The organism is Pseudomonas sp. PDM31 (assembly GCF_019218965.1).
Classification (GTDB): domain Bacteria; phylum Pseudomonadota; class Gammaproteobacteria; order Pseudomonadales; family Pseudomonadaceae; genus Aquipseudomonas.
This window is the reverse complement of sequence record NZ_JAHUWS010000002.1, coordinates 396800-420662: the sequence shown is the minus strand read 5'-3', so window position 1 is coordinate 420662 and position 23863 is coordinate 396800. Positions and strand designations below refer to the sequence as shown.

Annotated in this window: 23 protein-coding genes; 5 read left to right on the top strand and 18 right to left on the bottom strand. The window is 59.8% G+C overall.

Annotation, left to right across the window (positions count from 1 at the left end; all coding sequences use genetic code 11):
- Nucleotides 1–5 precede the first annotated feature (5 nt).
- Entirely contained in the window at nt 6–491 is a 486-nt protein-coding gene (locus KW839_RS05140) for a DUF523 domain-containing protein (RefSeq protein WP_218423625.1), read from the bottom strand.
- A 1-nt stretch (nt 492) separates the two neighbouring features.
- Nucleotides 493–1125 carry a 2OG-Fe(II) oxygenase gene (locus KW839_RS05135; RefSeq protein WP_218423624.1) on the bottom strand — a complete coding sequence of 211 codons (633 nt, stop codon included), beginning with the start codon at nt 1123–1125 and terminating at the stop codon, nt 493–495.
- Nucleotides 1126–1233: 108 nt separating this feature from the next.
- Between KW839_RS05135 and KW839_RS05130 the strand changes: the two genes are divergently transcribed.
- The gene (locus tag KW839_RS05130; protein WP_060542452.1) at nt 1234–1986 is read left to right on the top strand and encodes a DUF2059 domain-containing protein; all 753 of its coding nucleotides are present in this window, start codon (nt 1234–1236) and stop codon (nt 1984–1986) included.
- 113 nt (nt 1987–2099) lie between these two features.
- On the opposite strand, the gene KW839_RS05125 is transcribed toward KW839_RS05130, so the two are convergent.
- Nucleotides 2100–3047 carry an alpha/beta hydrolase gene (locus KW839_RS05125; RefSeq protein WP_218423623.1) on the bottom strand — a complete coding sequence of 316 codons (948 nt, stop codon included), beginning with the start codon at nt 3045–3047 and terminating at the stop codon, nt 2100–2102.
- A 97-nt stretch (nt 3048–3144) separates the two neighbouring features.
- Here KW839_RS05125 and KW839_RS05120 point away from each other — a divergent pair, with 97 nt between their 5' ends.
- Together KW839_RS05120 and KW839_RS05115 are read left to right on the top strand one after the other, a co-directional pair.
- Complete coding sequence (locus tag KW839_RS05120) at nt 3145–3726, top strand: DUF6436 domain-containing protein (RefSeq protein ID WP_218423622.1); 582 nt, start codon at nt 3145–3147, stop codon at nt 3724–3726.
- A 103-nt stretch (nt 3727–3829) separates the two neighbouring features.
- Nucleotides 3830–6241, top strand: coding sequence for a penicillin acylase family protein (locus tag KW839_RS05115; RefSeq protein WP_218423621.1), 2412 nt, complete (start codon nt 3830–3832; stop codon nt 6239–6241).
- Between the two features lie 301 nt (nt 6242–6542).
- Here KW839_RS05115 and KW839_RS05110 read toward each other — a convergent pair whose 3' ends face one another.
- The 8 genes from KW839_RS05110 to KW839_RS28035 form a co-directional block, all read right to left on the bottom strand.
- A complete protein-coding gene (locus KW839_RS05110; protein WP_218423620.1) occupies nt 6543–7433 on the bottom strand; it encodes an ABC transporter permease subunit in 891 nt (296 codons plus the stop codon).
- Entirely contained in the window at nt 7430–8311 is an 882-nt protein-coding gene (locus KW839_RS05105; protein ID WP_236707815.1) for an ABC transporter permease subunit, read from the bottom strand. The genes KW839_RS05110 and KW839_RS05105 overlap by 4 nt, the downstream gene beginning before the upstream one ends.
- 35 nt (nt 8312–8346) lie before the next feature.
- Nucleotides 8347–9489 carry an ABC transporter ATP-binding protein gene (locus tag KW839_RS05100; RefSeq protein WP_060542458.1) on the bottom strand — a complete coding sequence of 381 codons (1143 nt, stop codon included), beginning with the start codon at nt 9487–9489 and terminating at the stop codon, nt 8347–8349.
- Between the two features lie 73 nt (nt 9490–9562).
- Nucleotides 9563–10660 carry a polyamine ABC transporter substrate-binding protein gene (locus KW839_RS05095; protein ID WP_060542459.1) on the bottom strand — a complete coding sequence of 366 codons (1098 nt, stop codon included), beginning with the start codon at nt 10658–10660 and terminating at the stop codon, nt 9563–9565.
- Nucleotides 10661–10902: 242 nt separating this feature from the next.
- On the bottom strand, nt 10903–12015 hold the full coding sequence (locus KW839_RS05090) for a polyamine ABC transporter substrate-binding protein (protein WP_060542460.1): 1113 nt from the start codon (nt 12013–12015) through the stop codon (nt 10903–10905).
- A 188-nt stretch (nt 12016–12203) separates the two neighbouring features.
- Complete coding sequence (locus tag KW839_RS05085; protein ID WP_060542461.1) at nt 12204–13568, bottom strand: aspartate aminotransferase family protein; 1365 nt, start codon at nt 13566–13568, stop codon at nt 12204–12206.
- Nucleotides 13569–13627: 59 nt separating this feature from the next.
- Nucleotides 13628–14986: a glutamine synthetase family protein gene (locus tag KW839_RS05080; protein WP_060542462.1), complete on the bottom strand. Its 1359-nt coding sequence runs from the start codon at nt 14984–14986 to the stop codon at nt 13628–13630.
- 8 nt (nt 14987–14994) lie between these two features.
- Complete coding sequence (locus tag KW839_RS28035) at nt 14995–15375, bottom strand: hypothetical protein (RefSeq protein ID WP_177336981.1); 381 nt, start codon at nt 15373–15375, stop codon at nt 14995–14997.
- A 278-nt stretch (nt 15376–15653) separates the two neighbouring features.
- On the opposite strand from KW839_RS28035, the gene KW839_RS05070 reads away from it, so the two are divergent.
- Both KW839_RS05070 and KW839_RS05065 read left to right on the top strand, forming a co-directional pair.
- Nucleotides 15654–17030, top strand: a complete 1377-nt coding sequence (locus KW839_RS05070; protein WP_218423619.1) for a glutamine synthetase family protein — start codon at nt 15654–15656, stop codon at nt 17028–17030.
- Nucleotides 17031–17335: 305 nt separating this feature from the next.
- On the top strand, nt 17336–17971 hold the full coding sequence (locus KW839_RS05065; protein ID WP_060542464.1) for a TetR/AcrR family transcriptional regulator: 636 nt from the start codon (nt 17336–17338) through the stop codon (nt 17969–17971).
- A gap of 190 nt (nt 17972–18161) precedes the next feature.
- Here KW839_RS05065 and KW839_RS05060 read toward each other — a convergent pair whose 3' ends face one another.
- The 7 genes from KW839_RS05060 to KW839_RS05030 all read right to left on the bottom strand — a co-directional run bounded on the left by KW839_RS05060 (nt 18162) and on the right by KW839_RS05030 (nt 23761).
- Complete coding sequence (locus KW839_RS05060; protein ID WP_007967989.1) at nt 18162–18377, bottom strand: molybdopterin-binding protein; 216 nt, start codon at nt 18375–18377, stop codon at nt 18162–18164.
- A gap of 33 nt (nt 18378–18410) precedes the next feature.
- Nucleotides 18411–19217 carry an aliphatic sulfonates ABC transporter ATP-binding protein gene (gene ssuB / locus KW839_RS05055; RefSeq protein ID WP_060542465.1) on the bottom strand — a complete coding sequence of 269 codons (807 nt, stop codon included), beginning with the start codon at nt 19215–19217 and terminating at the stop codon, nt 18411–18413.
- Complete coding sequence (ssuC, locus tag KW839_RS05050; protein WP_060542466.1) at nt 19214–19996, bottom strand: aliphatic sulfonate ABC transporter permease SsuC; 783 nt, start codon at nt 19994–19996, stop codon at nt 19214–19216. The genes ssuB and ssuC overlap by 4 nt, the downstream gene beginning before the upstream one ends.
- A gap of 8 nt (nt 19997–20004) precedes the next feature.
- Complete coding sequence (gene ssuD / locus KW839_RS05045) at nt 20005–21153, bottom strand: FMNH2-dependent alkanesulfonate monooxygenase (protein WP_218423617.1); 1149 nt, start codon at nt 21151–21153, stop codon at nt 20005–20007.
- Between the two features lie 26 nt (nt 21154–21179).
- Complete coding sequence (locus tag KW839_RS05040; RefSeq protein WP_060542468.1) at nt 21180–22160, bottom strand: sulfonate ABC transporter substrate-binding protein; 981 nt, start codon at nt 22158–22160, stop codon at nt 21180–21182.
- 91 nt (nt 22161–22251) lie between these two features.
- Nucleotides 22252–22845 carry an NADPH-dependent FMN reductase gene (ssuE, locus tag KW839_RS05035; RefSeq protein WP_218423616.1) on the bottom strand — a complete coding sequence of 198 codons (594 nt, stop codon included), beginning with the start codon at nt 22843–22845 and terminating at the stop codon, nt 22252–22254.
- 277 nt (nt 22846–23122) lie between these two features.
- Nucleotides 23123–23761 carry a peroxiredoxin gene (locus tag KW839_RS05030; protein ID WP_218423615.1) on the bottom strand — a complete coding sequence of 213 codons (639 nt, stop codon included), beginning with the start codon at nt 23759–23761 and terminating at the stop codon, nt 23123–23125.
- Nucleotides 23762–23863: the final 102 nt, after the last annotated feature.

Sequence of the window (23863 nt, the reverse complement as noted above, 5' to 3'; positions counted from 1 at the left end):
CCAGGTCAGCCCAGGACAGCCAGTGCCCGGGCAGCCTCGGCCAGTTCCAGCTCGCTGAACACCTGCACGCCATGGCGCTTGAGCAACGCCGCCGTCACCCCTTCGCCGCTGACCTTGACCCCGCTGAACGTGCCGTCATAGGTCAGCAGATTGCCACAGGACGGGCTGTTGGCCTTGAGTACGGCGATGCGGATGCCGTGCTGTTGCACCAGTTCCAGCGCTTGATGTGCTCCGGACAGAAACTGCGCACTGACATCCTCGCCCTCAGTGGTGATCACCAGCGCCCGGCCGTCGAGCACTTGCGCGCCCTGCCCACCCGGAATTTCCGCCGCCGCCCGTGGCGTTGGCAGCCCACCGGCCACCTCCGGGCACAACGGCACTACCCGGCCTTCGTCGAGCCACAGTTGCAGCAGATCGAACGGCCCGCTCGCCCCGCCGTCATAACGCACGCGGTGGCCCAACAGGCAGCGACTGACCAGAATCTTTTCCATCTCAGAACGGCTCGTTGCCACGGCGACGGAACCAGCCGGTCAACGACAGGCGATCACGGGTCGCGGGCAGGACTTCGTGGGGCACCTCACCCGACAGAAACACCACCAGACAACCACCTATAGGCTGCACGTCGTAGGCTCGGTCATTGTCCAGGTACATGCGCAACTGACCGCCGTGCTCCGGCAACCAGGCGTCATTGAGGTAAACCACCGCCGAGACCATGCGCCGGTCGTCATCGCGGAAGCGGTCGACATGCTTGAGGTAGAAGGCACCAGGTGGATACATCGCAAAATGGCTTTCGAAATCCTCCAGCCCCAGAAACAAGCCACGATTGATCGCCTCGCGCAGGCTGTCCATCAGGCTCAGGTAGCTGTCGCAGGCTTCGGCCTGACCGGGATCGATCCACTGGATATGATCACCACGGATTCCTTCGCGGATCTCCGACGTCGGCCCGCGGCCCACGGCGGCCGGGGCCAGTTCACCCTCGGCGGCACGTTTACGGCACTCGGCCGCCAGTGCCCGGGTCAGATCCAGGGGCAGGAAAACATTCTGCTGCGACCAGCCGTGCTCGGCCAGGTCGTCGACGATTCGTAACAGCAGCGGGTGATCAGAGGATATTTGCATGGCGCGCATAGTATTCCTGTGCCCGGAAATCCGACAGAGCCACGCAGCGGGTTGATACGAATTCTCGACAAGTAGGGATGCCACACGGAGAATAGTCGCCTGCTGACAGGAGTCCCTATGCGCCGTTTGCTTTTATCACTGTTGATGCTCTGCGTTTTGCCCGCCTGGGCAGACGGCCATGACCAGTTGTACAAGGTCGCCGGCTGGCCGGAACAACGCGCGCATTTCACCGACGCCCTTTCAGCCGCTCAGCAACGCTACCAGAGCAGCCTGCCACCGGCGGTATTTCAGGCGCTGCTTACCAACAGCAATCAACGCTTTGCTGCCAATGCGGTGGACCAGCGTGCCGAAGCGCAGTTGCGCAAGAACCTCGCCAACCCGAAACCGGCGCTGACCTTCTTTCAGTCGCCCTTGGGCAAGAAGGTCGTCGCCGCCGAGTTGCTGGCGACCCGTCGCGACCAACTGGCAAAAAATGCCAAGGGTTTGCCGAAGATGCAGGCCAGCGACAGCCGTATGCTGATTATCGGTCACCTGGCCCAGGCCCTGCCTGCTCGCGAGGCCGGCGCAGAAGTCAGCCTGGCGATTGCCGGCGTGGCTGCGGACAGCTTGAGTTCGATGATCCCCGGTTTGCTTGGCACCGGTCAGGCCCAAAGCATGTTGAATGGCCAGCGTCAGCGCCTGATGGACCAGATTGGCAGCGATCTGAACAACACGCTGCTGTATGTGTATCGCGACCTGTCGGACAACGAACTGGAAGAATTCGCCACCTTTGCCGAGTCGGCTGAAGGCCAGGCGTATTACCAGGCGGCCCTGGCGGCGATTCGGGCGGGGTTGGCGGTGGGGCAGAGTTCGTCGAATCTCACCCAATGATCTTCGGCGCCTTGTAAATAGCTTTCGCGAGCAAGCCCGCTCCCACGGGGATCTGCGTCGATCACAAATCCAATGCAGGAGCGGGCTTGCTCGCGAAGAGGCCCTGGCTGTCGCTAGGAATTGCGGCCCTTGATCCGCTTGCTCAAGAACCCGAAATACTCCTGGCGCATCACCAGCGTCTCATTCGCCAGATGATGCCGCCCCTCTGGCAACATCAACACCTGCGGCCGATCGAATTTGCCGCGCAGCACTTGCAGATTGTGCTGCCAGTCCACCGTCATATCCGCCTGCCCCTGCACAATCAGCGGGCGCCGGCTGCTCAGGGGAGCGGCTTCAATATGCTTGATCCAGCGCGACAGCGCGCCGACCCAGGCTGTGGGCAGCCGCAGCGGCTGCAACGGATCGGCCTGCAGGAATGGCAAAAAAGCCGGGTCGTTGGAGTTCTCGCTGAAGCGCCGGGCAATGGCTTTGACGAAAGGCTTGAGCAGGTAATAACTCAGCTGCGACCAACCCCAGGCCCGTGGCCGCACCAGCGGTGACAACAGAATCACCTGACCCTGGGCCGGGCTGCTCGCACCGGCATTGAGCACGTGATCGACCACAATCGCCCCGCCCGTGCTTTGCCCGCACAGGTGCCATGGCTGCGGCAGATCAAGGGACTGCGCCTCGCGAAACAGCCCTTGCAGCGTGTCCTGATACTCGGCGAAATCCTTGATGCTGGCGCGCTCGCCGCTGGATAGCCCATGCCCCGGCAGGTCGCAGGCAATTACCGCAAAGTCCTGGTCCAGCGCCCACTCGATCACATGCCGGTAAAGCCCGGTGTGGTCGTAGAAACCGTGGAAGACAAACAGCGTCGCCTTCGCCCGTTCCGGCCACCAGAACTGGCTGACCAGTTCATAACCATCGACCTCGAAGCGCCCCAGGCCACTGCGAACCTGACGCTGCGCGAAATCCAGCCCGTAGAACCGCTGATAGGCCTGCGCCTGCGCCGATAACGGCTGCATGGCCGCCAGTGGCCGCAGGCTGGCACGCAAATCATCAGGGTCAAAAGTGGCAGACATGAACAATTCCAGAGCATGAAACGGACTTTATAGACCTGCGATATTCATCTGTAGCGGCAAGCATGGCAAGCTGGGCGGCCTTCGAGGATTGATACCCATGCGCTCGCCCTACCGCACCACTTTGTTTGCCAGCCTGCTCGCCCTGGTGTGCGCCGGGGTGCTGTGGGCGGCTTACGACTGGTTCCAAGGGCGTTACCTGCGTGCCTTCAGCGAGCATACCGCAGTGTTTTCCGGCGACCCGTTGCGCCTTCCGGACAACCTCGCCGGCCCCGGCGCTATCCGTCTGGTGCATTTCTGGGACCCGGCCTGCCCGTGCAACGTCGGCAACCAACAACACCTGAGCGAACTGGTCCAGCGCTATGAGCCCCATGGCGTGGAGTTCTATGCGGTACAAAAGCCCGGCAGCCATGGCCAGTTACCCAACACCTTGAGCGACCTCAAATCCATCACCGTCCTGCCCGGCTCCGAACAGATTCCCGCCAGCCCGGCCGTGGCGATCTGGGATCGCAGCGGCAAACTGGCGTACTTCGGCCCCTACAGCGAAGGCCTGACCTGCAATTCGAGCAACAGCTTCATCGAGCCGATCCTGCAAGCGCTGGATGAAGGCCGTGCGGTGAGTGCCACGCATACGCTGGCTGTGGGCTGTTACTGCCCGTGGCCGGTCGATCCGGCGAAATAGGGACAAGCACGGCAAAACGAATCCCTCCTATGGGCGATGCGCCAAAGAGTCGGGCCGTGATAAACAATGGCACCAGGGAACACAATAACAACAAGGAGTTTTCATGAAACGTAGCCTGATCGCGCTTGTTCTTCTGATCGTTGTCCTCGCCGCCGGTGCCGGCGGGTACCTCTACAGCAAGCAGCCGTCACGCCAGGGCACGATGCAGTTGCACCACCTGCAAGGCCCGGTCACCGTTCGCTACGACGAACGCGGCGTCCCGCATATTCGCGCCGAGAACGAAACCGACCTGTACCGCGCCCTCGGCTACGTGCATGCCCAGGACCGCTTGTTCCAGATGGAAGTCCTGCGTCGCCTTGCCCGCGGCGAGCTGGCCGAAGTGCTCGGGCCGAAACTGCTCGATACCGACAAATTGATGCGCAGCCTGCGCATTCGCGAGCGCGCCGAAACCCACCTGGCGAACCTGGACAAATCGACCCCGGCCTTTATCGCCATGCAGGCCTACCTGGACGGCATCAACCAGTATCAGGACAGCCACGCCCGCCCCGTCGAATTCGATGTGCTGGGCATTCCCAAGCGCCCATTCACTACCCAGGACACCATCAGCATCGCCGGCTACATGGCCTACAGCTTTGCCGCGGCGTTTCGCACCGAGCCATTGCTGACCTATGTTCGCGATCAGTTGGGGGCGAACTATCTGGATGTGTTCGATCTCGGCTGGCAGTCCAAGGGCGTGCTGGCGAACCATCACAACGCCAGCGTGCCGCCACTGGCCAATGCCGACTGGAAAGACCTCAATGCCCTCGCCCGACTGAGCGAGCAGGCACTGGCCGACAATGGCCTGCCGCAATTCGAAGGCAGCAATGCGTGGGTGGTTGCGGGCAGCCGTACCCAAAGCGGCAAGCCGCTGCTGGCCGGTGATCCGCATATCCGCTTTTCCGCACCGTCAGTGTGGTACGAGGCACAGCTCTCGGCGCCGGGCTTCGACCTTTACGGCCACTATCAGGCCCTGATGCCGTTTGCTTCGCTGGGCATGAACCGCGACTTCGGCTGGAGCATCACCATGTTCCAGAACGATGACCTCGACCTGATCGCCGAGAAGGTCAACCCGGACAACTCCAACCAGGTCTGGTATCGCGGCGAGTGGGTGGACATGACCACCAGCGAGCAGCAGATCGCGGTCAAGGGCCAGGCGCCGGTGACGCTGGTACTGCGCCAGTCGCCGCACGGCCCGATCGTGAACGACGCCCTGGGTGCCAGCGTCGGCAAAACGCCGATCGCCATGTGGTGGGGCTTCCTGGAAAGCCAGAACCCGATTCTTGAAGGCTTCTATCAGCTCAACCGCGCCGAGACCCTGACCAAGGCCCGCAGCGCCGCCGCCAAGATCCATGCACCAGGCCTGAATGTGGTGTGGGCAAACGCCAAAGGCGACATCGCCTGGTGGGCAGCTGCGCAATTACCCAAGCGTCCCGCCGGCGTGCGCCCGGAGTTCATCCTGGACGGCAGCACGGCCGAGGCGGACAAGGACGGCTTCTACCCGTTCAGCGCCAACCCGCAGGAAGAGAACCCGGCACGGGGCTACATTGTCTCGGCCAACTTCCAGCCGCTATCACCAACAGGCATGGAGATTCCCGGCTATTACAACCTTGCCGATCGTGGCCAGCAGCTCGATCGCCAACTGGGCGACAACGCCGTCAAGTGGGACCTGGAAAACAGTCAGAAGCTGCAACTGGGTACCACCACCGCCTACGGCCCTCGCCTATTGGCGCCGCTGCTGCCGGTATTGCGTGAAGTGGTCAGCGATCCCGCTGAACTCAAACTGGTGGAACAACTGGCCCTGTGGCAAGGCGACTACCCGCTCGATTCGACCAGCGCCACGCTGTTCAATCAGCTCCTGTTCAACCTGGCTGACGCCGCCATGCACGATGAACTGGGCAACGACTTCTTCGAAACCCTGCTCTCGACCCGGGTGATTGACGCCGCGCTGCCGCGCCTGGCCGCCACCGCAGATTCGCCATGGTGGGACAACCGCGACACTCCCGGCAAGGAAACCCGCGCCGACACAGTGAAGGCTGCGTGGCAGGCGAGCATCGCCCACCTCAAGACCACTCTGGGTGCGGACTTTGCCCAATGGCAATGGGGCAACGCCCACACACTGACCCACGGCCATCCCCTGGGGCAGCAAAAACCGCTGGACCGGTTCTTCAATGTCGGTCCATTCGCCGCCCCTGGCAGTCATGAAGTGCCGAACAACCTTTCGGCGAAGATCGGCCCGGCTCCGTGGCCCGTCACCTACGGCCCCTCGACCCGGCGCCTGATCGACTTCGCCGACCCGGCCCACAGCCTGACCATCAACCCGGTTGGTCAGAGTGGTGTGCTGTTCGACAGCCACTATGACGATCAGGCCGAAGCCTATGTCGACGGGATGTATTTCCAGGCGCATCTGAGTGATGAAGAGGTCACGGCCAATACACGCAGTACGTTGAAGCTGGTGCCGGCGCGGGCTGCGCAGTAGGTCTTTGCTGGCCGGGCTGACGCCATCGCGGGCAAGCCCGCTCCCACAGGGGTCTGCTGTGTAGCGCAGGCAGCAACCACACCAGAGATTCGCTTAGGGATCAGGAGTCGGGGTTCTGGCCGATGAGCTTCGTTAAGGCCGTCCGGACAACCCACTGGATGGCATAGAAACCTGTAGGCGCCGGCTTGCTGGCGATGGTGTGTCAGTCGACATCAATGCTGCTGAACCACCATCGCCAGCAAGCCGGCTCCTACAAAGTATCTGGGTTGGCCACAGGATAGCGGTCAACCCGATTTCAGGCTCATGCCGCTTCCGGAGCCTGAGCGCGACGCACGTCCGGTTGTTTCCAGGAGTCGGCTGCCGCTTCTTCGATCGCCAGCTGGATCGCCCGCTTGCGGTTCTCTTCCGCGCGACGGCTGAAGAACCAGACGAGGAAGGTCACCAGCGAAACCGCCAACAGAATCAGGCTGGCCACGGCGTTGATCTCAGGCTTCACGCCCAGGCGCACTGCCGAGAACACTTCCATCGGCAGGGTCGTGGAACCCGGGCCCGACACGAAGCTGGCCAGCACCAGGTCGTCCAGCGACAGGGCGAAGGACATCATGCCACCGGCCGCCAGCGACGGCGCGATCATCGGGATGGTGATCAGGAAGAATACCTTCCACGGCCGCGCGCCGAGGTCCATGGCCGCCTCTTCGATGGACAGGTCCAGTTCACGCAGGCGCGCCGACACCACCACCGCCACATACGCCGCACAGAAAGTCGTGTGCGCGATCCAGATGGTGACGATGCCCCGCTCCTGCGGCCAGCCGATCATCTGTGCCATGGCCACGAACAGCAGCAACAGCGACAGACCGGTGATCACTTCGGGCATCACCAGCGGCGCGGTGACCAGGCCGCCGAACAGCGTGCGGCCCTTGAAGTGGGTGATGCGGGTCAGGACGAACGCAGCCAATGTACCCAGTGCCACCGCAGCAATCGCCGTGTAGCAGGCGATTTCCAGCGAGCGCAGCACCGAGCCCATCAGTTGGGTGTTGTCGAGCAGGCCGACGTACCACTTGATCGACCAGCCGCCCCATACCGTCACCAGTTTCGAGGCGTTGAACGAGTAGATCACCAGGATCAGCATCGGTGCGTAGATGAACAGCAAACCCACTACCAGCATCAGGCTGGAGAAACTGAAGCGCTTCATTCTTTGCCCTCCATTTCCTTGGCCTGACTACGGTTGAACAGGATGATCGGCACAATCAGGATCGCCAGCATCACCACCGCCAGGGCAGACGCCACCGGCCAGTCGCGGTTGTTGAAGAACTCTTGCCAGAGCACTTTACCGATCATCAGGGTTTCCGGACCGCCGAGCAGTTCCGGGATCACGAACTCACCCACGACCGGGATGAACACCAGCATGCAGCCGGCAATGATGCCGTTCTTCGACAGCGGCACGGTGATCTTCCAGAAGCTGTTGAAGGTGCTCGAACCCAGGTCGGAGGCGGCTTCCAGCAGGCTGTTGTCGTGTTTCACCAGGTTGGCGTAGAGCGGCAGGATCATGAACGGCAGGTACGAGTACACAACCCCGATGTAGACCGCCAGGTTGGTGTTGAGGATCTGCAGTGGCTCGTTGATCCAGCCCATGCTCATCAGGAAACCGTTAAGCAGACCGTTATTGCTGAGGATGCCCATCCACGCATACACGCGGATCAGGATCGCGGTCCAGGTCGGCATCATGATCAGCAGCACCAGCACCGTTTGCATTTCCTTGCGGGCGGTGGCGATACCGTAGGCCATCGGGTAGCCGATCAGCAGGCAGAGGATGGTGCTGATCAGCGCCATCTTCAACGAGCCGAGGTAGGCGGCGATGTACAACTCGTCGTCGCCGAGCATCGCGTAGTTGCCCAGGTTCAGCAGCAACTGCAGTTTCTGTTCGGCGTAGCTGTAGATTTCGGTGTAGGGCGGAATGGCTACGTCGGCTTCGGCGAAGCTGATCTTCAGGACAATGAAGAACGGCAACATGAAGAACAGGAACAGCCAGATGAAGGGCACCCCGATGACCAACTGGCGGCCACCGGGAATTATTCGATTGAGGCGCCGTTTAAACTTGCGCATGTTCATGAGCGAAGTACCACGCCGCTGTCGTCTTCCCACCACACGTAAACCTGATCGCCCCAGGTCGGACGCGCGCCACGACGTTCGGCGTTGGCCACGAACGACTGGACGATCTTGCCGCTTGGCAGCTCGACGTAGAACACCGAGTGGCCGCCCAGGTAGGCAATGTCATGCACCTTGCCGCTGGACCAGTTGTACTCGCAGGTCGGCATATCGGCGGTAACCAGCAGTTTTTCCGGACGGATCGCGTAAGTGACCGACTTGTCCTGCACCGAAGTGCTGATGCCGTGGCCGACGTAGATGTTGCGGTCCACGTCCTTGCAGGTAATCAGGGCGTGGCCCTCGGCGTCGTCCACCACTTCGCCTTCGAAGATGTTGACGTTGCCGATGAATTCGCAGACCAGTCGACTGGTCGGGGTTTCGTAGATGTCGATCGGGCTGCCGATCTGGGCGATCCAGCCCAGGTGCATGATCGCGATGCGCTCGGCCATGGTCATGGCTTCTTCCTGGTCGTGGGTCACCATGACGCAGGTTACGCCGACGCGCTCGATGATCTCGACCAGCTCAAGCTGCATTTGCGAGCGCAGTTTTTTGTCCAGTGCGCCCATCGGTTCGTCAAGCAGCAACAGCTTCGGCCGCTTGGCCAGCGAACGGGCCAGTGCCACACGCTGGCGTTGACCACCGGACAACTGGTGCGGCTTGCGCTTGGCGTACTGGCTCATCTGCACCAGCTTGAGCATTTCGGCCACGCGAGCGTCGACTTCCGCCGCCGGGATCTTGTCCTGCTTGAGGCCGAAGGCGATGTTCTGCGCCACGGTCATGTGCGGGAACAAAGCGTAGGACTGGAACATCATGTTGATCGGCCGCTCGTACGGCGGCATGTCGGTGATGTCTACGCCGTCGAGGAAAATGCGACCCTCCGTGGGCCGTTCGAACCCTGCCAGCATGCGCAGCAAGGTGGATTTGCCCGATCCAGAACCGCCGAGCAGGGCGAAAATTTCGCCTTTCTTGATTTCCAGGGACACATCGTCCACCGCAATCGTCTCGTCGAACTTCTTCGTTACCCGGTCGATTTTGACCAGGACCTGTTTAGGTGTCTGGTCGCCCTCGAGGGCTTTCTTATAGGCGCCGGAGGCAACTGCCATTTACGAAACTCCCAGAAAAAAAGAGTGCAGTTCGCTCAAGGTGAGCCAACCTTGGATAGTTTGAGCCTTGTCGCTATTTACCCGACTTGACCTTGGTCCAGCTGCGGGTCATCAAACGTTGAATGTTTGGTGGTAATTCGACCGACACGTAGGTCTTGTCGAGCACCTCTTGCGGTGGATAAACCGCTTCGTCGGTGCGAATGGACTGTTCCATCAGTTTGTCCGACCCCGGGTTCGGGTTGGCGTAGCCGACGTAATCACTGACCTGGGCGATAACTTCAGGCTTGAGCAAATAGTTGATGAAGGCATGGGCCTCTTTGGCGTTGGCCGAGTCCTTCGGAATCGCCAGCATGTCGAACCAGAGCGCACCGCCCTCTTTCGGAATCGAGTAGGCGATGTTCACGCCCTTCTTGGCCTCTTCGGCGCGGTTTTTCGCCTGGAAAATATCGCCAGAGAAACCGATGGCTACGCAGATGTCGCCGTTGGCCAGATCCGCGATGTATTTGGAAGAGTGGAAGTAGGTTACGTAAGGCCGCACCGCGAGCAACTTGGCCTCGGCCTTTTTGTAGTCTTCTGCGTTGGTGCTGTTGGCGTTCAGGCCCATGTAATTGAGCACTGTCGGCATCATTTCATCGGCGGAATCGAGGAACGCGACGCCACAGCTTTGCAGCTTCTTGATGTTCTCCGGCTCGAACAGCACGCCCCACGAATCAATGGTATCGACGCCCAGCACAGCCTTGACCTTGTCGACGTTGTAACCGATGCCGTTGGTGCCCCACAGGTATGGCACGGCGTACAGGTTGCCCGGGTCGTTCTGCTCCAGGCGCTTGAGCAACACCGGGTCGAGGTTCGAATAGTTCGGCAGCTGCGACTTGTCGAGCTTCTGGAACGCCCCCGCCTTGATCTGCTTGCCGAGGAAGTGGTTCGACGGCACGACCACATCGTAGCCGGTACGCCCGGCCAGCAGCTTGCCTTCCAGGGTTTCGTTGGAATCGAACACGTCATAGACCGGTTTGATCCCGGTCTCTTTCTGGAAGTCGGCCAGGGTGCTCTCACCGATGTAATCCGACCAGTTATAAATATGCACAGTACCGGCAGCCTGGGCACCGACAGCGATGGACAGGCCGGCGACGGCCAGCATGGTGTTGCGCAACAAAGAAAAAATAGGCAAGTGGAGGTCCTCTAAAATTAGTTGGGCCCAAGTTGCCCCGCGTTACATGACAACCGTGGTTGCCTGGCAACAAAACCGGCGCGCAACTTAACCTCGAAAAACCGTTCCAGCAAAACTTTTATGCACAGACACCTGTAGGAGCGAGCACGCTCGCGATGGTCTTCAACGATGACGCTGGGTGCCTGGCACCCCGCAGTGCTCTCTGGTTCATCGCGAGCGGGCTCGCTCCTACAGGTGTTTTTTTATTTACCGGATTTGATCTTGGTCCAGCTGCGGGTCAGGATCCGCTGGGTCGCGGCCGGCAAATCGGCAATCGCGTACAGCTTGGCCAGCACGTCCGCCGGCGGGTAGATGCCTGGATCTTCGGTGATTTCTTTTTCGACCAATGGGGTGGCGGCCGCGTTACCGTTCGGGAAACGCACGGCGTTGGTGATTTCAGCCATGATTTCCGGCTTCTGCAAGAAGGTCATGAACTTGTAGGCGCCTTCCACGTTTTCGGCATCTTTAGGGATGGCGACCATGTCGTAGAAGCTGCCTGCACCTTCTTTCGGAATGTTGTAGCTGACTTTTACCTTGTCACCAGCTTCAGCCGCACGGGACTTGGCCTGGTAGATGTCACCCGAATAACCAACGGCTACGCAGATGTTGCCGTTCGCCAGGTCGGAGATGTACTTGGACGAGTGGAAGTAGCCCACCGAAGGACGAATCTTCAGGAACAGTGCTTCGGCTTCGGCCAGTTGTTTTTTGTCCTGGCTGTCGGTTGGATAGCCCAGGTAATGCAATGCCACCGGAATCATCTCGGTTGGCGAATCCAGGAAACTGATACCGCACGATTTCAACTTCGCTGCGTTCTCAGGTTTGAAGAGCAGGTCCCAGGAATTGGTTGGCGCATCGGCACCCAGTGCAGCCTTGACCTTCTCGGCGTTGAAACCGATACCGATCGAGCCCCACATGTACGGGAAGGCATGTTCGTTGCCCGGGTCACTGACCGATACCGCCTTGAGCAGGTCGGTGTTCAGGTTTTTCCAGTTGGGCAGCTTGGACTTGTCCAGCTTCTGGTAGACACCGGCCTTGATCTGCTTGGCCAGGAAGTTGTTCGACGGTACAACGATGTCGTAACCGGACTTGCCTGCCAGCAACTTGGCTTCCAGGGTTTCGTTACTGTCGAAAACGTCGTAGACGACCTTGATGCCCGACTCGTCTTCAAACTTCTTGACGGTGTCCGGGGCAATGTAATCGGACCAGTTGTACACGTGCAGAACCTTGTCGTCGGCCTGAGCCGCACCTGCCATCACGCCCATCAGGGACATGGCGAGGAGTGTCTTGCCTGCGAGCTTTTTACCTAGTGCCTTCATGCGTGATGCTCCAAATTTTTCTTTTTTTGAACCACTTGTTCAGCAGCCGAACCAGGGCAACTGGAACTGCGGCTAGTCTGGCAAGATCCACATCGGTCTTTCAAGGAACTGCAATGTTTTATGACAGCTCTGAGCGAAAATTCCTGTTTCCGTAGAAGCACCCGGAATTCCCGCTCAAAGCCTAGCACTTAGGCCTGCAATGCACTCAGGGTCAGGTCAAGGCACTTGCGGGCCTTGGCCACCAGCTCATCGATCTCCGCCGGTGTAATCACCAGCGGCGGAGCGATGATCATGGTGTCGCCGACCGCGCGCATGATCAGGCCGTTGTCGAAGCAGAACTGCCGGCAGATCATGCCGACGCCTTTGCCTTCGTAGCGCTTGCGCGTGGCTTTGTCCTGCACCAGTTCGATGGCGCCCAACAGGCCAACCCCACGAACTTCACCCACCAGAGGATGATCGTTCAGTTCCCGCAGGCGTTTCTGCAAATACGGTGCCGTTTCTGCATGGACACGCTCGATGATTTTCTCTTCGCGCAGGATACGAATGTTTTCCAGGGCCACCGCAGCGGCCACCGGGTGCCCGGAGTAGGTGAAACCGTGGTTGAAGTCGCCGCCCTCATTGAGCACTTCCACGACTTCATCACGCACGATCAGGCCACCCATTGGGATGTAGCCGGACGTCAGGCCTTTGGCAATGGTCATCATGTCGGGCTTGAGGCCGTAGAAATCGGTACCGAACCACTCACCGGTGCGCCCGAAACCACAGATTACTTCGTCCGCCACGAACAGGATGTCGTACTTGGCGAGGATTTCCTTGACCCGCGGCCAGTAGGTGTCTGGCGGAATGATCACGCCACCGGCGCCCTGGATCGGCTCGGCAATAAAGGCACCGACGTTGTCGACGCCGACTTCCAGAATCTTCTCTTCCAGCTGGTTGGCTGCCCAGATGCCGAACTCTTCAGGGGTCATGTCGCCGCCTTCGGCGAACCAGTACGGCTGGGCAATGTGGACGATGCCCGGAATCGGCAAGTCGCCCTGTTCGTGCATGTAGGTCATGCCACCCAGGCTCGCGCCGGCCACGGTGGAACCGTGATAACCGTTCTTGCGGCTGATGATGACTTTCTTGTTCGGTTGGCCCTTGATCGCCCAGTAGTGGCGAACCATGCGCAGCATGGTGTCGTTGCCTTCGGAGCCGGAACCGGTGAAGAACACATGGTTCATGCCTTCAGGTGCGATGTCGGCGATGGCCTTGGCCAGCTCCAGCACCGGTGGGTGAGCGGTCTGGAAGAACAGGTTGTAGTAAGGCAGTTCGCGCATCTGCTTGCTGGCGGCATCGGCCAGTTCATCGCGACCGTAACCGATCGCAACGCACCACAGGCCGGCCATGCCGTCGAGGATCTGATTACCCTCGCTGTCCCAGAGGTAAACACCCTTGGCGTTGGTGATGATCCGCGGGCCTTTCTCTTTCAGCTGCTTGAAGTCACTGAACGGGGCCAGGTGGTGATCGTTGCTCAGGGTTTGCCATTCACGGGTTTGCGGGTTGTTGCTGGTCATGTGAATCTCCTAAAAAAAATCAGTGAAAGCGCCACCCGACAACGGCGGCGCCCGGCGTGTCAGACGGCAAACAGCAGGAATTCCCGTTCCCACGAGCTGATCACGCGCTTGAAGTTTTCATGCTCGGCCCGCTTGACCGCGACGTAGCCAGTGATGAAATTTTTACCCAGGTATTTCTCGATCGTCGCGCTGTTTTCCATGCGCTCCAGCGCATCTTCAATCGTCAGCGGCAGGCGCAGATTGCGGCGCTCATAGCCACGACCCACCACCGGCGCGCTCGGGTTCAAGCCCTCGACCATGCCGATGTAACCGCACAACAGGCTCGCGGCAATCGCCAGGTACGGGTTGGCATCGGCACCCGGCAGGCGGTTTTCCACCCGACGGTTCTGCGGCCCGGCATCCGGAACCCGCAGGCCCACGGTGCGGTTTTCTTCGCCCCATTCCACGTTCACCGGTGCCGAGGTGTCCGGCAGGAAGCGGCGGAACGAGTTGACGTTGGGTGCAAACAACGGCAACAGCTCGGGAATCAGTTTCTGCAGGCCACCGATGTGGTGCAGGAACAACTGGCTCATGGTCCCGTCTTCATTGGAGAAGATGTTCTTGCCGGTCTCGATGTCGATGATGCTCTGGTGCAAGTGCATGGCACTGCCAGGCTCACCGGTCATCGGCTTGGCCATGAACGTCGCGGCCACGTCGTGCTTGAGTGCGGCCTCGCGCATGGTGCGCTTGAACACCAGAATCTGGTCAGCCAGGGACAAGGCATTACCGTGACGGAAGTTGATTTCCATCTGCGCCGTGCCGTCTTCGTGAATCAGCGTGTCCAGATCCAGTTCCTGCAGCTCGCACCAGTCGTAAACGTCTTCGAACAGTGGATCGAATTCGTTCGCCGCTTCGATGGAGAACGACTGACGACCGGTTTCCGGGCGACCGGAGCGGCCGATGGGTGGCTGCAGCGGGTAATCCGGGTCATCACTGCGTTTGGTCAGGTAGAACTCCATTTCCGGCGCCACGATGGGCTGCCAGCCTTTGTCGGTATAGAGTTTCAGTACCTTTTTGAGCACGTTGCGCGGCGACAACTCGATCGGGTTGCCTTGCTTGTCGTAGGTGTCGTGGATCACCTGCGCGGTGGGTTCGATGGCCCACGGCACGAGAAATACCGCGTTCTGGTCGGGCCGGCAGATCATGTCGATGTCGGCCGGGTCAAGCAGCTCGTAATAGATGTCGTCTTCGACATAGTCGCCGGTTACGGTTTGCAACAGAACGCTTTCCGGCAGGCGCATGCCTTTTTCGGCGATGAACTTGTTGGTCGGCGAGATCTTGCCCCGGGTGATTCCGGTCAGGTCGCCAATCATGCATTCGACTTCTGTGATCTTGTGGTCTTTCAACCAATCGGTGAGCTGGTCGAGGTTGTTACTCATAAATGCCTCTAGGCTTGAGTTGTCTGACCCTTGAAAGTCAGGCGTTGTTTGACGCATCGGCGTCGCGTTGAAAGGCGTGTCTGCAGCAGGCTATCGTGTTGCCCGGCGGGGCTACAGAAATCAGGCGTGCACAATCGCAAGCGGCGCCTTTGCACGATGGCCAGGCCGCTATGGTGAATCGGTTCTATATTGAATGGAGTAACGGTAATGGGGGTGCCATTTCGGCCGTCCAGAATATCGGACGGGAATTGTCGAAACGCCAGCGACGGGATAATCAACACCGCCGCTTCAGCCACAGCGTTGGTATCGTTGTCGCCGCTGATGTGACAAGCATGCTGACCGAGCTGGCTTGAGCAGTCGGTGACGCCGATTAACGGCAGGCGAGACATGAAGCACCCCGGTATTATTGCTGTTATGGGTTTGATTCGAGCTTAGCCTTGTTCATTTTTTTACACAACACCCCCGTAAAAAATACAACACGGCCCGCTCAAGTCTGCGGCCGCCATCGCGTCCAAGGTTATAAAAACGCCCCAAAGTGCCCCAATAAAGCCATACGAGCGCTTTTTTAGGGCAAAAGAGGCCTTGCTTGACTTCGGCAGGCCGTTCGGGTTGACTGAAACCAGAAAAGATCAATGATTGATATTTTTAACAACAAAGGTGTTGCATCATGTCGGTACCCCCGCGTGCCGTTCAGCTTAACGAAGCGAACGCGTTCCTTAAGGAACATCCTGAGGTTCTGTACGTTGACCTTCTGATTGCGGATATGAATGGTGTGGTGCGCGGCAAGCGCATCGAACGCACCAGCCTCCACAAGGTTTACGAGAAAGGCATCAACCTGCCGGCCTCTTTATTTGCCCTGGATATCAACGGCTCTACGGTGGAAAGCACCGGCCTGGGCCTGGACATCGGCGACGCCGATCGAATCTGCTATCCAATCCCCGACACCCTGTGCAACGAGCCATGGCAGAAGCGCCCGACCGCGCAACTGTTGATGACCATGCACGAACTCGAAGGCGATCCTTTCTTCGCCGACCCGCGGGAAGTTTTGCGACAAGTCGTGACCAAGTTCGATGAGCTGGGCCTGACTATCTGCGCCGCGTTCGAACTGGAGTTCTACCTGATCGACCAGGAGAACGTGAACGGCCGGCCACAACCACCGCGCTCGCCGATCTCCGGCAAACGCCCGCATTCGACTCAGGTCTACCTGATCGACGACCTCGATGAATACGTCGATTGCCTCCAGGACATTCTGGAAGGTGCCAAAGAGCAAGGCATCCCGGCCGACGCCATCGTCAAGGAAAGTGCCCCGGCGCAGTTCGAAGTGAACCTGCACCACGTGGCCGACCCTATAAAGGCCTGCGACTACGCGGTCCTGCTCAAGCGCCTGATCAAGAACATCGCATACGACCATGAAATGGACACCACCTTCATGGCCAAGCCGTACCCGGGCCAGGCAGGTAATGGTCTGCACGTACACATTTCGATTCTCGACAAAGACGGCAAGAATATTTTTGCCAGTGAGGATCCCGAGCAGAACGCCGCACTGCGTCACGCGATCGGCGGTGTGCTCGAGACCCTACCAGCGCAGATGGCTTTCCTCTGCCCGAACGTCAACTCGTACCGTCGTTTCGGCGCCCAGTTCTACGTGCCGAACTCCCCGTGCTGGGGCCTGGATAACCGCACTGTGGCGATCCGCGTACCAACCGGCTCCTCGGATGCCGTGCGCATTGAACACCGGGTGGCTGGTGCCGATGCCAACCCGTACCTGCTGATGGCTTCGGTCCTGGCTGGCGTTCACCACGGTCTGGTCAACAAGATCGAGCCGGGGGCACCGGTGGAAGGCAACAGCTACGAGCAGAACGAGCAGAGCCTGCCGAACAACTTGCGCGATGCCCTGCGTGAGCTGGACGACAGCGAAGTCATGGCCAAGTACATCGATCCGAAATACATCGATATCTTTGTCGCCTGTAAAGAGAGTGAGCTGGAGGAGTTCGAACACTCCATCTCCGACCTCGAGTACAACTGGTACCTGCATACCGTGTAAGCGGTTGCAGTAAAAAACAACGCCGCGAGCCTCACAGCCCGCGGCGTTTTTTTATGGCCGCCTTCGGCGGATCGCCAGCAGGCTGGCTCCACAGGGATCGGCTGACATCAAACTTTGTGGCGAGGGGGCTTGCCCCCGTTGGGCCGCGAAGCAGACCTGAAACATGCGATTTCGTTGCATCAGAAACGCGGCAAGTGTCGGACTCGGGAGTGCTTCGCCCTCCAACGGGGGCAAGCCCCCTCGCCACAGGTATGGATCAATCCTGCGCTCTGCGTACAATGCCCGCTGCCCCGCAGGAGACTCCAATGACACGCGTAGCCACCGCCCGCAAACCCCGCGCACGCAGCCAGGCGCGGATCGACTCGATCCTCGATGCCGCCCGCACGCTGCTGGCCGCCGAGGGCGTGGCCAGTTTGTCGATCTATAGTGTTGCCGAGCGCGCGCAGATCCCGCCCTCCTCCGTCTACCATTTCTTCGCCAGCGTCCCCGCCCTGCTCGAAGCCCTGACGGCCGACGTCCACGCCGCCTTCCGCGCCTGCCTGCAAGCACCTATCGACCATGATTCATTGAGTGGTTGGCGTGACCTGTCGCGACTGGTCGAGCAACGCATGCTGGACATCTACGAAGAGGACGCCGCCGCCCGCCAGCTCATCCTTGCCCAGCACGGCCTGACCGAAGTCACCCAGGCCGACCGCCAGCACGACATCGAACTGGGCGACCTGATGCACAAGCTCTTCGACCAGCACTTCGAGTTGCCGAAGCTGCCGGGTGATGTCGACGTGTTTGCCCTGGCCATGGAGCTGGGTGATCGGGTTTACGCGCGCTCGGTGCAGCAGCACGGGCAGATTACGCCGCGCATGGCCGAGGAAGGGATGCGGGTGTTTGATGCGTACCTGGGGTTGTATTTGCCGCTCTATCTTCCCAAGCGAGATTTCCAGTAGCCTGACCGGCCTCATCGCGGGCAAGCCCGCCCCCACAGGTTTATTGGTCGAAAACAAAATCTGTGTCCGCTGGAGATCCTTGTGGGAGCGGGCTTGCCCGCGATGGCCGCACCACTTATCCCAAGACAAGCACACATGGAAAAACCCCGAAGGGCTCAAACCCTTCGGGGTTGTTGTTTACGCATGTGGCTCACAACTTGGCGATCGATACCTCGGTGGATTTAACAAACGCGATCACTTCGCTGCCGACCGCCAGTTCCAGCTCTTTCACCGAACGTGTAGTGATCACCGAAGTGACGATGCCGGACGCGGTCTGCACGTCGATTTCCGACAGCACATCACCGAGGACGATTTCCTTGATGGAGCCTTTGAACTGGTTGCGAACGTTGATGGCTTTGATAGTCATGGTGTTGATTCCTGTCGTTGGGGAAAACTTGAGTTATTGAGCCCAGCGCAACTGCGTGGGCAAGGGTGAAACAGGTTCCGGTTCCGGCGGCTGGCCCGGGAGCGCCAGCACGCGATTGAGCACTTCGGTTTCCAGCGCCGCCAGCCGATGAGAGCCTCGAACCCGAGGGCGCGGCAGTTCCACGTGCAGGTCCAGGCCGACTTCGCCGTCTTCGATCAGGATCACCCGATCGGCAATCGCCACCGCTTCGCTGACGTCATGGGTCACCAGCAATACGGTGAAGCCGTGTTGCTGCCACAGCCGTTCGATCAGTTGCTGCATTTCGATTCGGGTCAATGCATCCAGGGCACCCAAAGGCTCGTCGAGCAACAACAGGCGCGGCTGATGGATCAGCGCACGGGCCAGGGCCACGCGTTGCTTCTGCCCGCCGGACAACGCTGCCGGCCACTCGTTGGCACGATCGGCCAGGCCTACCGCGTCCAGTGCCGCCAGCGCTTGTGGCCGCCAGTTGCCCTTGAGGCCCAGCCCGACGTTGTCGATGATTTTTTTCCACGGCAGCAGACGGGCCTCCTGGAACATCAGTCGAGTGTCTTCCCGTGCATCGCTCAGTGGCGCGGCACCGGCGAGCAAATCACCGCCCGTGGGCTGGTCGAGACCGGCAAGCAAGCGCAGCAAGGTACTTTTGCCGCAGCCGCTGCGACCGACCACGGCGACGAATTGCCCCGCCGGAATATGCAGGTCAATATCGCGCAGCACCTGCCGCGCGCCGAAAGTCTTTTGCAGGTTGCGCACTGCCAGCGGAATCCCGCGCAGCAAGCGTGGAGGTTGTTGAGCCGTCATGCCGCACCTCCTTTGGCTACTTGATACGCCGGATGCCAGCGCAGCCATACGCGCTCAAGCCCTCGGGCCGCGAGGTCGGCGAGTTTGCCGAGCACCGCGTAGAGCAGAATCGCCAGCACCACCACGTCGGTCTGCAAAAACTCCCGGGCGTTCATCGCCAGATAGCCGATGCCGGAACTGGCCGAAATGGTTTCCGCAACGATCAGCGTCAGCCACATAAAGCCCAGGGCAAAGCGCACGCCGACCAGAATCGAAGGCAACGCGCCCGGTAGAATCACCTGCCAGAACAGGCTGAAACCGGACAAGCCATAACTGCGCGCCATCTCTACCAGCGCCGGATCGACGTTGCGGATGCCGTGGTAAGTGTTGAGATAGATCGGGAACAACGTGCCCAATGCCACCAGGAAAATCTTCGCCGACTCGTCGATGCCGAACCACAGGATCACCAGCGGAATCAGCGCCAGGTGCGGTACGTTGCGGATCATCTGCACCGAGCTGTCGAGCAGGCTTTCGCCCCACTTCGACAGACCGGTGATGAAGCCCAATACCAGACCGATGCTGCCACCGATGGTGAAACCCAGCGCCGCGCGCCAGCCACTGATCGCCAGGTGCGTCCAGATCTCGCCGCTGCGCACCAGACTGACCCCGGCCTCAATCACCGCGATTGGCGCCGGCAGAATCCGTGTCGACAACCAGCCAGCCGACACCGACAACTGCCACACCGCCAGCAACAACACCGGCAACGCCCAGGGCGCAAGGCTGTGGATGATTTTCTTCATGGCGCGCCTCAGCTCTGGGACGCAGCTTTAGGAAGAATATCGTTGGCGACCATCTCGCCAAACGGGCTGACGTAGCCAGCACTTTTCGGCAATTCAGGGCGTTCGATATCGAGGTGCGGGAACAGCAGTTCAGCCACTCGGAACGACTCTTCCAGGTGTGGATAACCGGAGAAGATAAAGGTGTCGATGCCCAGGTCCGCGTATTCCTTCACCCGTGCGGCCACGGTCGGTCCATCGCCCACCAGTGCCGTGCCAGCACCACCACGCACCAGGCCGACACCGGCCCACAAATTGGGGCTGACTTCCAGATTGTCGCGGTTGCCACCGTGCAGCGCAGCCATGCGTTGTTGGCCGACCGAGTCGAACCGCGCCAGCGAAGCCTGGGCACGCGAGATGGTTTCGTCGTCCAGGTGGGAGATCAGGCGATCCGCCGCTTTCCAGGCTTCATCGTTGGTTTCACGCACAATGACATGCAGGCGAATGCCGAAGCGCACGGTACGGCCAAGCTTGGCGGCCTTGGCGCGGACCTGTTCGATTTTTTCCGCCACGGCGGCCGGCGGCTCGCCCCAGGTCAGGACCATTTCCACCTGCTCGGCGGCCAGGTCCTGCGCGGCTTCCGACGACCCGCCAAAGTACAACGGCGGACGCGGCTGCTGGATCGGCGGGTAAAGCAATTTCGCACCTTTGACGCTGATGTGCTGGCCATCGTAGTCGACGGTTTCGCCTTCGAGCACACGGCGCCAGATGCGGGTGAATTCTACCGAAGCCTGATAACGCTCTTCATGGCTGAGAAACAGTCCATCACCCGCCAGCTCTTCCGGATCACCGCCCGTGACCAGGTTGAACAGCGCACGGCCACCGGACAGACGATCCAGGGTCGCCGCCTGACGCGCGGCCACCGTCGGGGAAATGATCCCGGGGCGCAGGGCGACAAGAAATTTCAAACGCTGGGTTACCGGAATCAGCGACGCCGCCACCAGCCACGAGTCTTCGCAAGAACGTCCGGTGGGAATCAGCACGCCGCCAAAACCCAGACGATCCGCCGCTTGCGCGACTTGTTGCAGGTAGCCGTGGTCGACGGCGCGTGCGCCTTCAGCGGTGCCAAGGTAATGGCCGTCGCCGTGGGTAGGCAGGAACCAGAAGATATTGAGGCTCATTGGAGTGGTCTCCTTCGGAAATCGGTTTACTGGGCTTTGGTTGCAGAGTTTTGGGCAACGGCTGCAGGTGGCGTCCAGATCACATCCTTGATGCTCAAAGGCTTGGGAATCAGCTTGAGCTGGAAGAAGGTGTCGGCGATTTTCTGCTGGGCAGCGACCACTTCCGGAGTCAGGAACAGCGCACCGTAGCCCTGGCGTTTTACCGAGGTCAGGGTGATGTCGGCCGGCAGGCCGAGCAGCGGCGAAACCTGTTGGGTCACGTCTTCAGGATTGGCTTTGGACCATTCGCCGACGGCGCGCACTTCTTCGACGAGGGTCTTGATCACCTCGGGATTTTTCTGCGCGTAGGGTTTGGTCGCCAGATAGAACTGGTGGTTGTCGACGATGCCTTTGCCGTCGCGCAGGGTGTGCGCTTGCAGCTGTTTCTCGGCGGCCGCCTGATACGGATCCCAGATCACCCACGCATCGACACTGCCTCGTTCGAAGGCAGCGCGGGCATCGGCTGGCGGCAGGAATACGGTTTGAATGTCGGTGTATTTGAGGCCGGCGTCTTCCAGTGCGCGCACCAGCAGGTAGTGAACGTTGGAGCCTTTGTTCAAGGCAACTTTCTTGCCCTTGAGGTCCGCGACCGATTTGATCGGTGAGTCTTTCGGTACGAGGATCGCTTCGCTGTTCGGCGCAGGTGGTTCATAGGCAACATAGAGCAGATCGGCACCGGCGGCTTGAGCGAATACCGGAGGGGTCTCGCCAGTGACGCCGAAGTCGATGGAGCCGACGTTCAGGCCTTCGAGCAGTTGAGGGCCGCCGGGGAATTCAGTCCATTGCACGTCCACGCCTTGGGCGGCGAGGCGTTTTTCCAGAGTGCCCTTGGCTTTGAGCAGCACCAGGGTGCCGTACTTTTGATAGCCGATTCGCAGAGTCTCGGCCTGAGCTTGTGTAATGGCGCCGAAGGTTACAGCCGCAGCAAACAGAGCGACCAGACCACGACGCAAAATGACAGTGCGCATAGCGCTCTCCTTTTTGCAGTTGGGTTTTGGCTGCACCTGCTTGCCCGTTAGCGGGCGAGTAAGGCCAGTACATCAATAGTTTTGGTAAGGCTTAAATGCTCCAGCGAGCACTCAATAAACGTTCATTCAACAGGTTCGGATCGAGCGGCTTGGGCCGTCGTGCCATGGCGCCTAAAAACAGTTCCAGCGACTCTTCCAGGCGTTGCTCAAGCTCCGGGGCCAACTGCGCCAGGGCACTGCCTTCGCCGTAAGCGATCTGACTGTCCACCGCGAAAATACCGTGGAGCATTTCCTGCGCTTTCAGCGCCGAGAGCACCGGTTTGAGCGCGTAATCCACCGCGAGCATGTGAGCGATGCTGCCCCCGGTCGCCATCGGCAACACCACCTTGTGGCTTAAGGCCCGTTCAGGCAGTAAATCCAGCACGGTCTTCAATGCACCGGAAAACGAAGCCTTGTACACAGGCGTGGCGATCAGCAGGCCATCGGCATTTTCAATCTGTTGCAGCAGGTCGATCACCTTGGGGCTGTCGAAGCGTGCGTGCAGTAAATCTTCAGCGGGGAAGTCCCGTACCTGATAACTCACCACTTCCACGCCCTGCTCTTGTAACCAACGCCGGGAGCGATCCAGCAGCACCCCTGACCGGGAGCGTTGACTGGGACTGCCACCAAGTGAGACGACCAACATTCAGACGATTCCTTGAATGGTGCTGGCGATTCGCGGTTTGCGATCTCGCTTCGATGGAGTGACATTAACAGTTGATTTATATATCCATAAATCATATTTATTCATTTGGTTATTCCTTTAAGAGATATAAGGGCCGATTTTCTCCAGGCAAAAAAAAAGGCCGTCGAAACGGCCTGAAAGTCGCCTACCTTCTTGAATAAATCGCAGCCTGCGCCAGCTCCTGCAGGACGATGCGCCTCTGTAAAGATCGCCAGCAAGCCGGCTCCTACAGCAGCCGTTAGCGATTCGGCTGCGGCGTCAGACGCAAGTATGGCTTCACCGCCCGATAGCCCTTGGGAAACCGCTGTTTGATTTCATCCTCATCCTTGAGCGATGGCACGATCACCACTTCGTCACCGTCTTGCCAGTTGGCCGGGGTGGCCACCTTGTAGTTGTCGGTGAGTTGCAGCGAGTCGAGCACCCGCAGGATTTCGTTGAAATTACGACCAGTGCTCGCCGGGTAGGTGATGGTCAGCCGAACCTTCTTGTTCGGATCGATCACAAACAGCGAGCGCACGGTCAGGGTGTCATTGGCGTTGGGATGGATCAGATCGTAGAGATCCGAGACCTTGCGGTCCGCGTCATCGAGGATCGGGAAGTTGACCTGGGTGTTCTGGGTCTCGTTAATGTCCTCGATCCATCTGTGATGGGATTCCACCGGGTCCACGGACAAGGCGATGGCCTTGACTCCACGCTGGGCAAATTCATCCTTGAGCCTGGCCGTGAAGCCGAGTTCGGTGGTGCACACTGGCGTGAAGTCCGCCGGATGGGAAAACAGCACGCCCCAGCTATCGCCCAGCCATTGATGGAAGCGGATGATACCGGCGCTGGAATTCTGTTCGAAGTCGGGGGCGATATCGCCAAGTCTGAGGCTCATGGTGCGGCTCCTTGTGAGTGCTTGATGAACTCAACTGTGCCTGTGTTTGTTATCTATTAAAAAGAATAGATATCGATTTACTTAGATCATATTTGAATATTA

Coding starts and splice junctions, on each gene's coding strand:
- KW839_RS05140 (WP_218423625.1), bottom strand. CDS start 491: ATGGAAAAGATTCTGGTCAGTCGCTGCCTGTTGGGCCACCGCGTGCGT.
- KW839_RS05135 (WP_218423624.1), bottom strand. CDS start 1,125: ATGCGCGCCATGCAAATATCCTCTGATCACCCGCTGCTGTTACGAATC.
- KW839_RS05130 (WP_060542452.1), top strand. CDS start 1,234: ATGCGCCGTTTGCTTTTATCACTGTTGATGCTCTGCGTTTTGCCCGCC.
- KW839_RS05125 (WP_218423623.1), bottom strand. CDS start 3,047: ATGTCTGCCACTTTTGACCCTGATGATTTGCGTGCCAGCCTGCGGCCA.
- KW839_RS05120 (WP_218423622.1), top strand. CDS start 3,145: ATGCGCTCGCCCTACCGCACCACTTTGTTTGCCAGCCTGCTCGCCCTG.
- KW839_RS05115 (WP_218423621.1), top strand. CDS start 3,830: ATGAAACGTAGCCTGATCGCGCTTGTTCTTCTGATCGTTGTCCTCGCC.
- KW839_RS05110 (WP_218423620.1), bottom strand. CDS start 7,433: ATGAAGCGCTTCAGTTTCTCCAGCCTGATGCTGGTAGTGGGTTTGCTG.
- KW839_RS05100 (WP_060542458.1), bottom strand. CDS start 9,489: ATGGCAGTTGCCTCCGGCGCCTATAAGAAAGCCCTCGAGGGCGACCAG.
- KW839_RS05090 (WP_060542460.1), bottom strand. CDS start 12,015: ATGAAGGCACTAGGTAAAAAGCTCGCAGGCAAGACACTCCTCGCCATG.
- KW839_RS05085 (WP_060542461.1), bottom strand. CDS start 13,568: ATGACCAGCAACAACCCGCAAACCCGTGAATGGCAAACCCTGAGCAAC.
- KW839_RS05080 (WP_060542462.1), bottom strand. CDS start 14,986: ATGAGTAACAACCTCGACCAGCTCACCGATTGGTTGAAAGACCACAAG.
- KW839_RS28035 (WP_177336981.1), bottom strand. CDS start 15,375: ATGTCTCGCCTGCCGTTAATCGGCGTCACCGACTGCTCAAGCCAGCTC.
- KW839_RS05070 (WP_218423619.1), top strand. CDS start 15,654: ATGTCGGTACCCCCGCGTGCCGTTCAGCTTAACGAAGCGAACGCGTTC.
- KW839_RS05065 (WP_060542464.1), top strand. CDS start 17,336: ATGACACGCGTAGCCACCGCCCGCAAACCCCGCGCACGCAGCCAGGCG.
- KW839_RS05060 (WP_007967989.1), bottom strand. CDS start 18,377: ATGACTATCAAAGCCATCAACGTTCGCAACCAGTTCAAAGGCTCCATC.
- ssuB (WP_060542465.1), bottom strand. CDS start 19,217: ATGACGGCTCAACAACCTCCACGCTTGCTGCGCGGGATTCCGCTGGCA.
- ssuC (WP_060542466.1), bottom strand. CDS start 19,996: ATGAAGAAAATCATCCACAGCCTTGCGCCCTGGGCGTTGCCGGTGTTG.
- ssuD (WP_218423617.1), bottom strand. CDS start 21,153: ATGAGCCTCAATATCTTCTGGTTCCTGCCTACCCACGGCGACGGCCAT.
- KW839_RS05040 (WP_060542468.1), bottom strand. CDS start 22,160: ATGCGCACTGTCATTTTGCGTCGTGGTCTGGTCGCTCTGTTTGCTGCG.
- ssuE (WP_218423616.1), bottom strand. CDS start 22,845: ATGTTGGTCGTCTCACTTGGTGGCAGTCCCAGTCAACGCTCCCGGTCA.
- KW839_RS05030 (WP_218423615.1), bottom strand. CDS start 23,761: ATGAGCCTCAGACTTGGCGATATCGCCCCCGACTTCGAACAGAATTCC.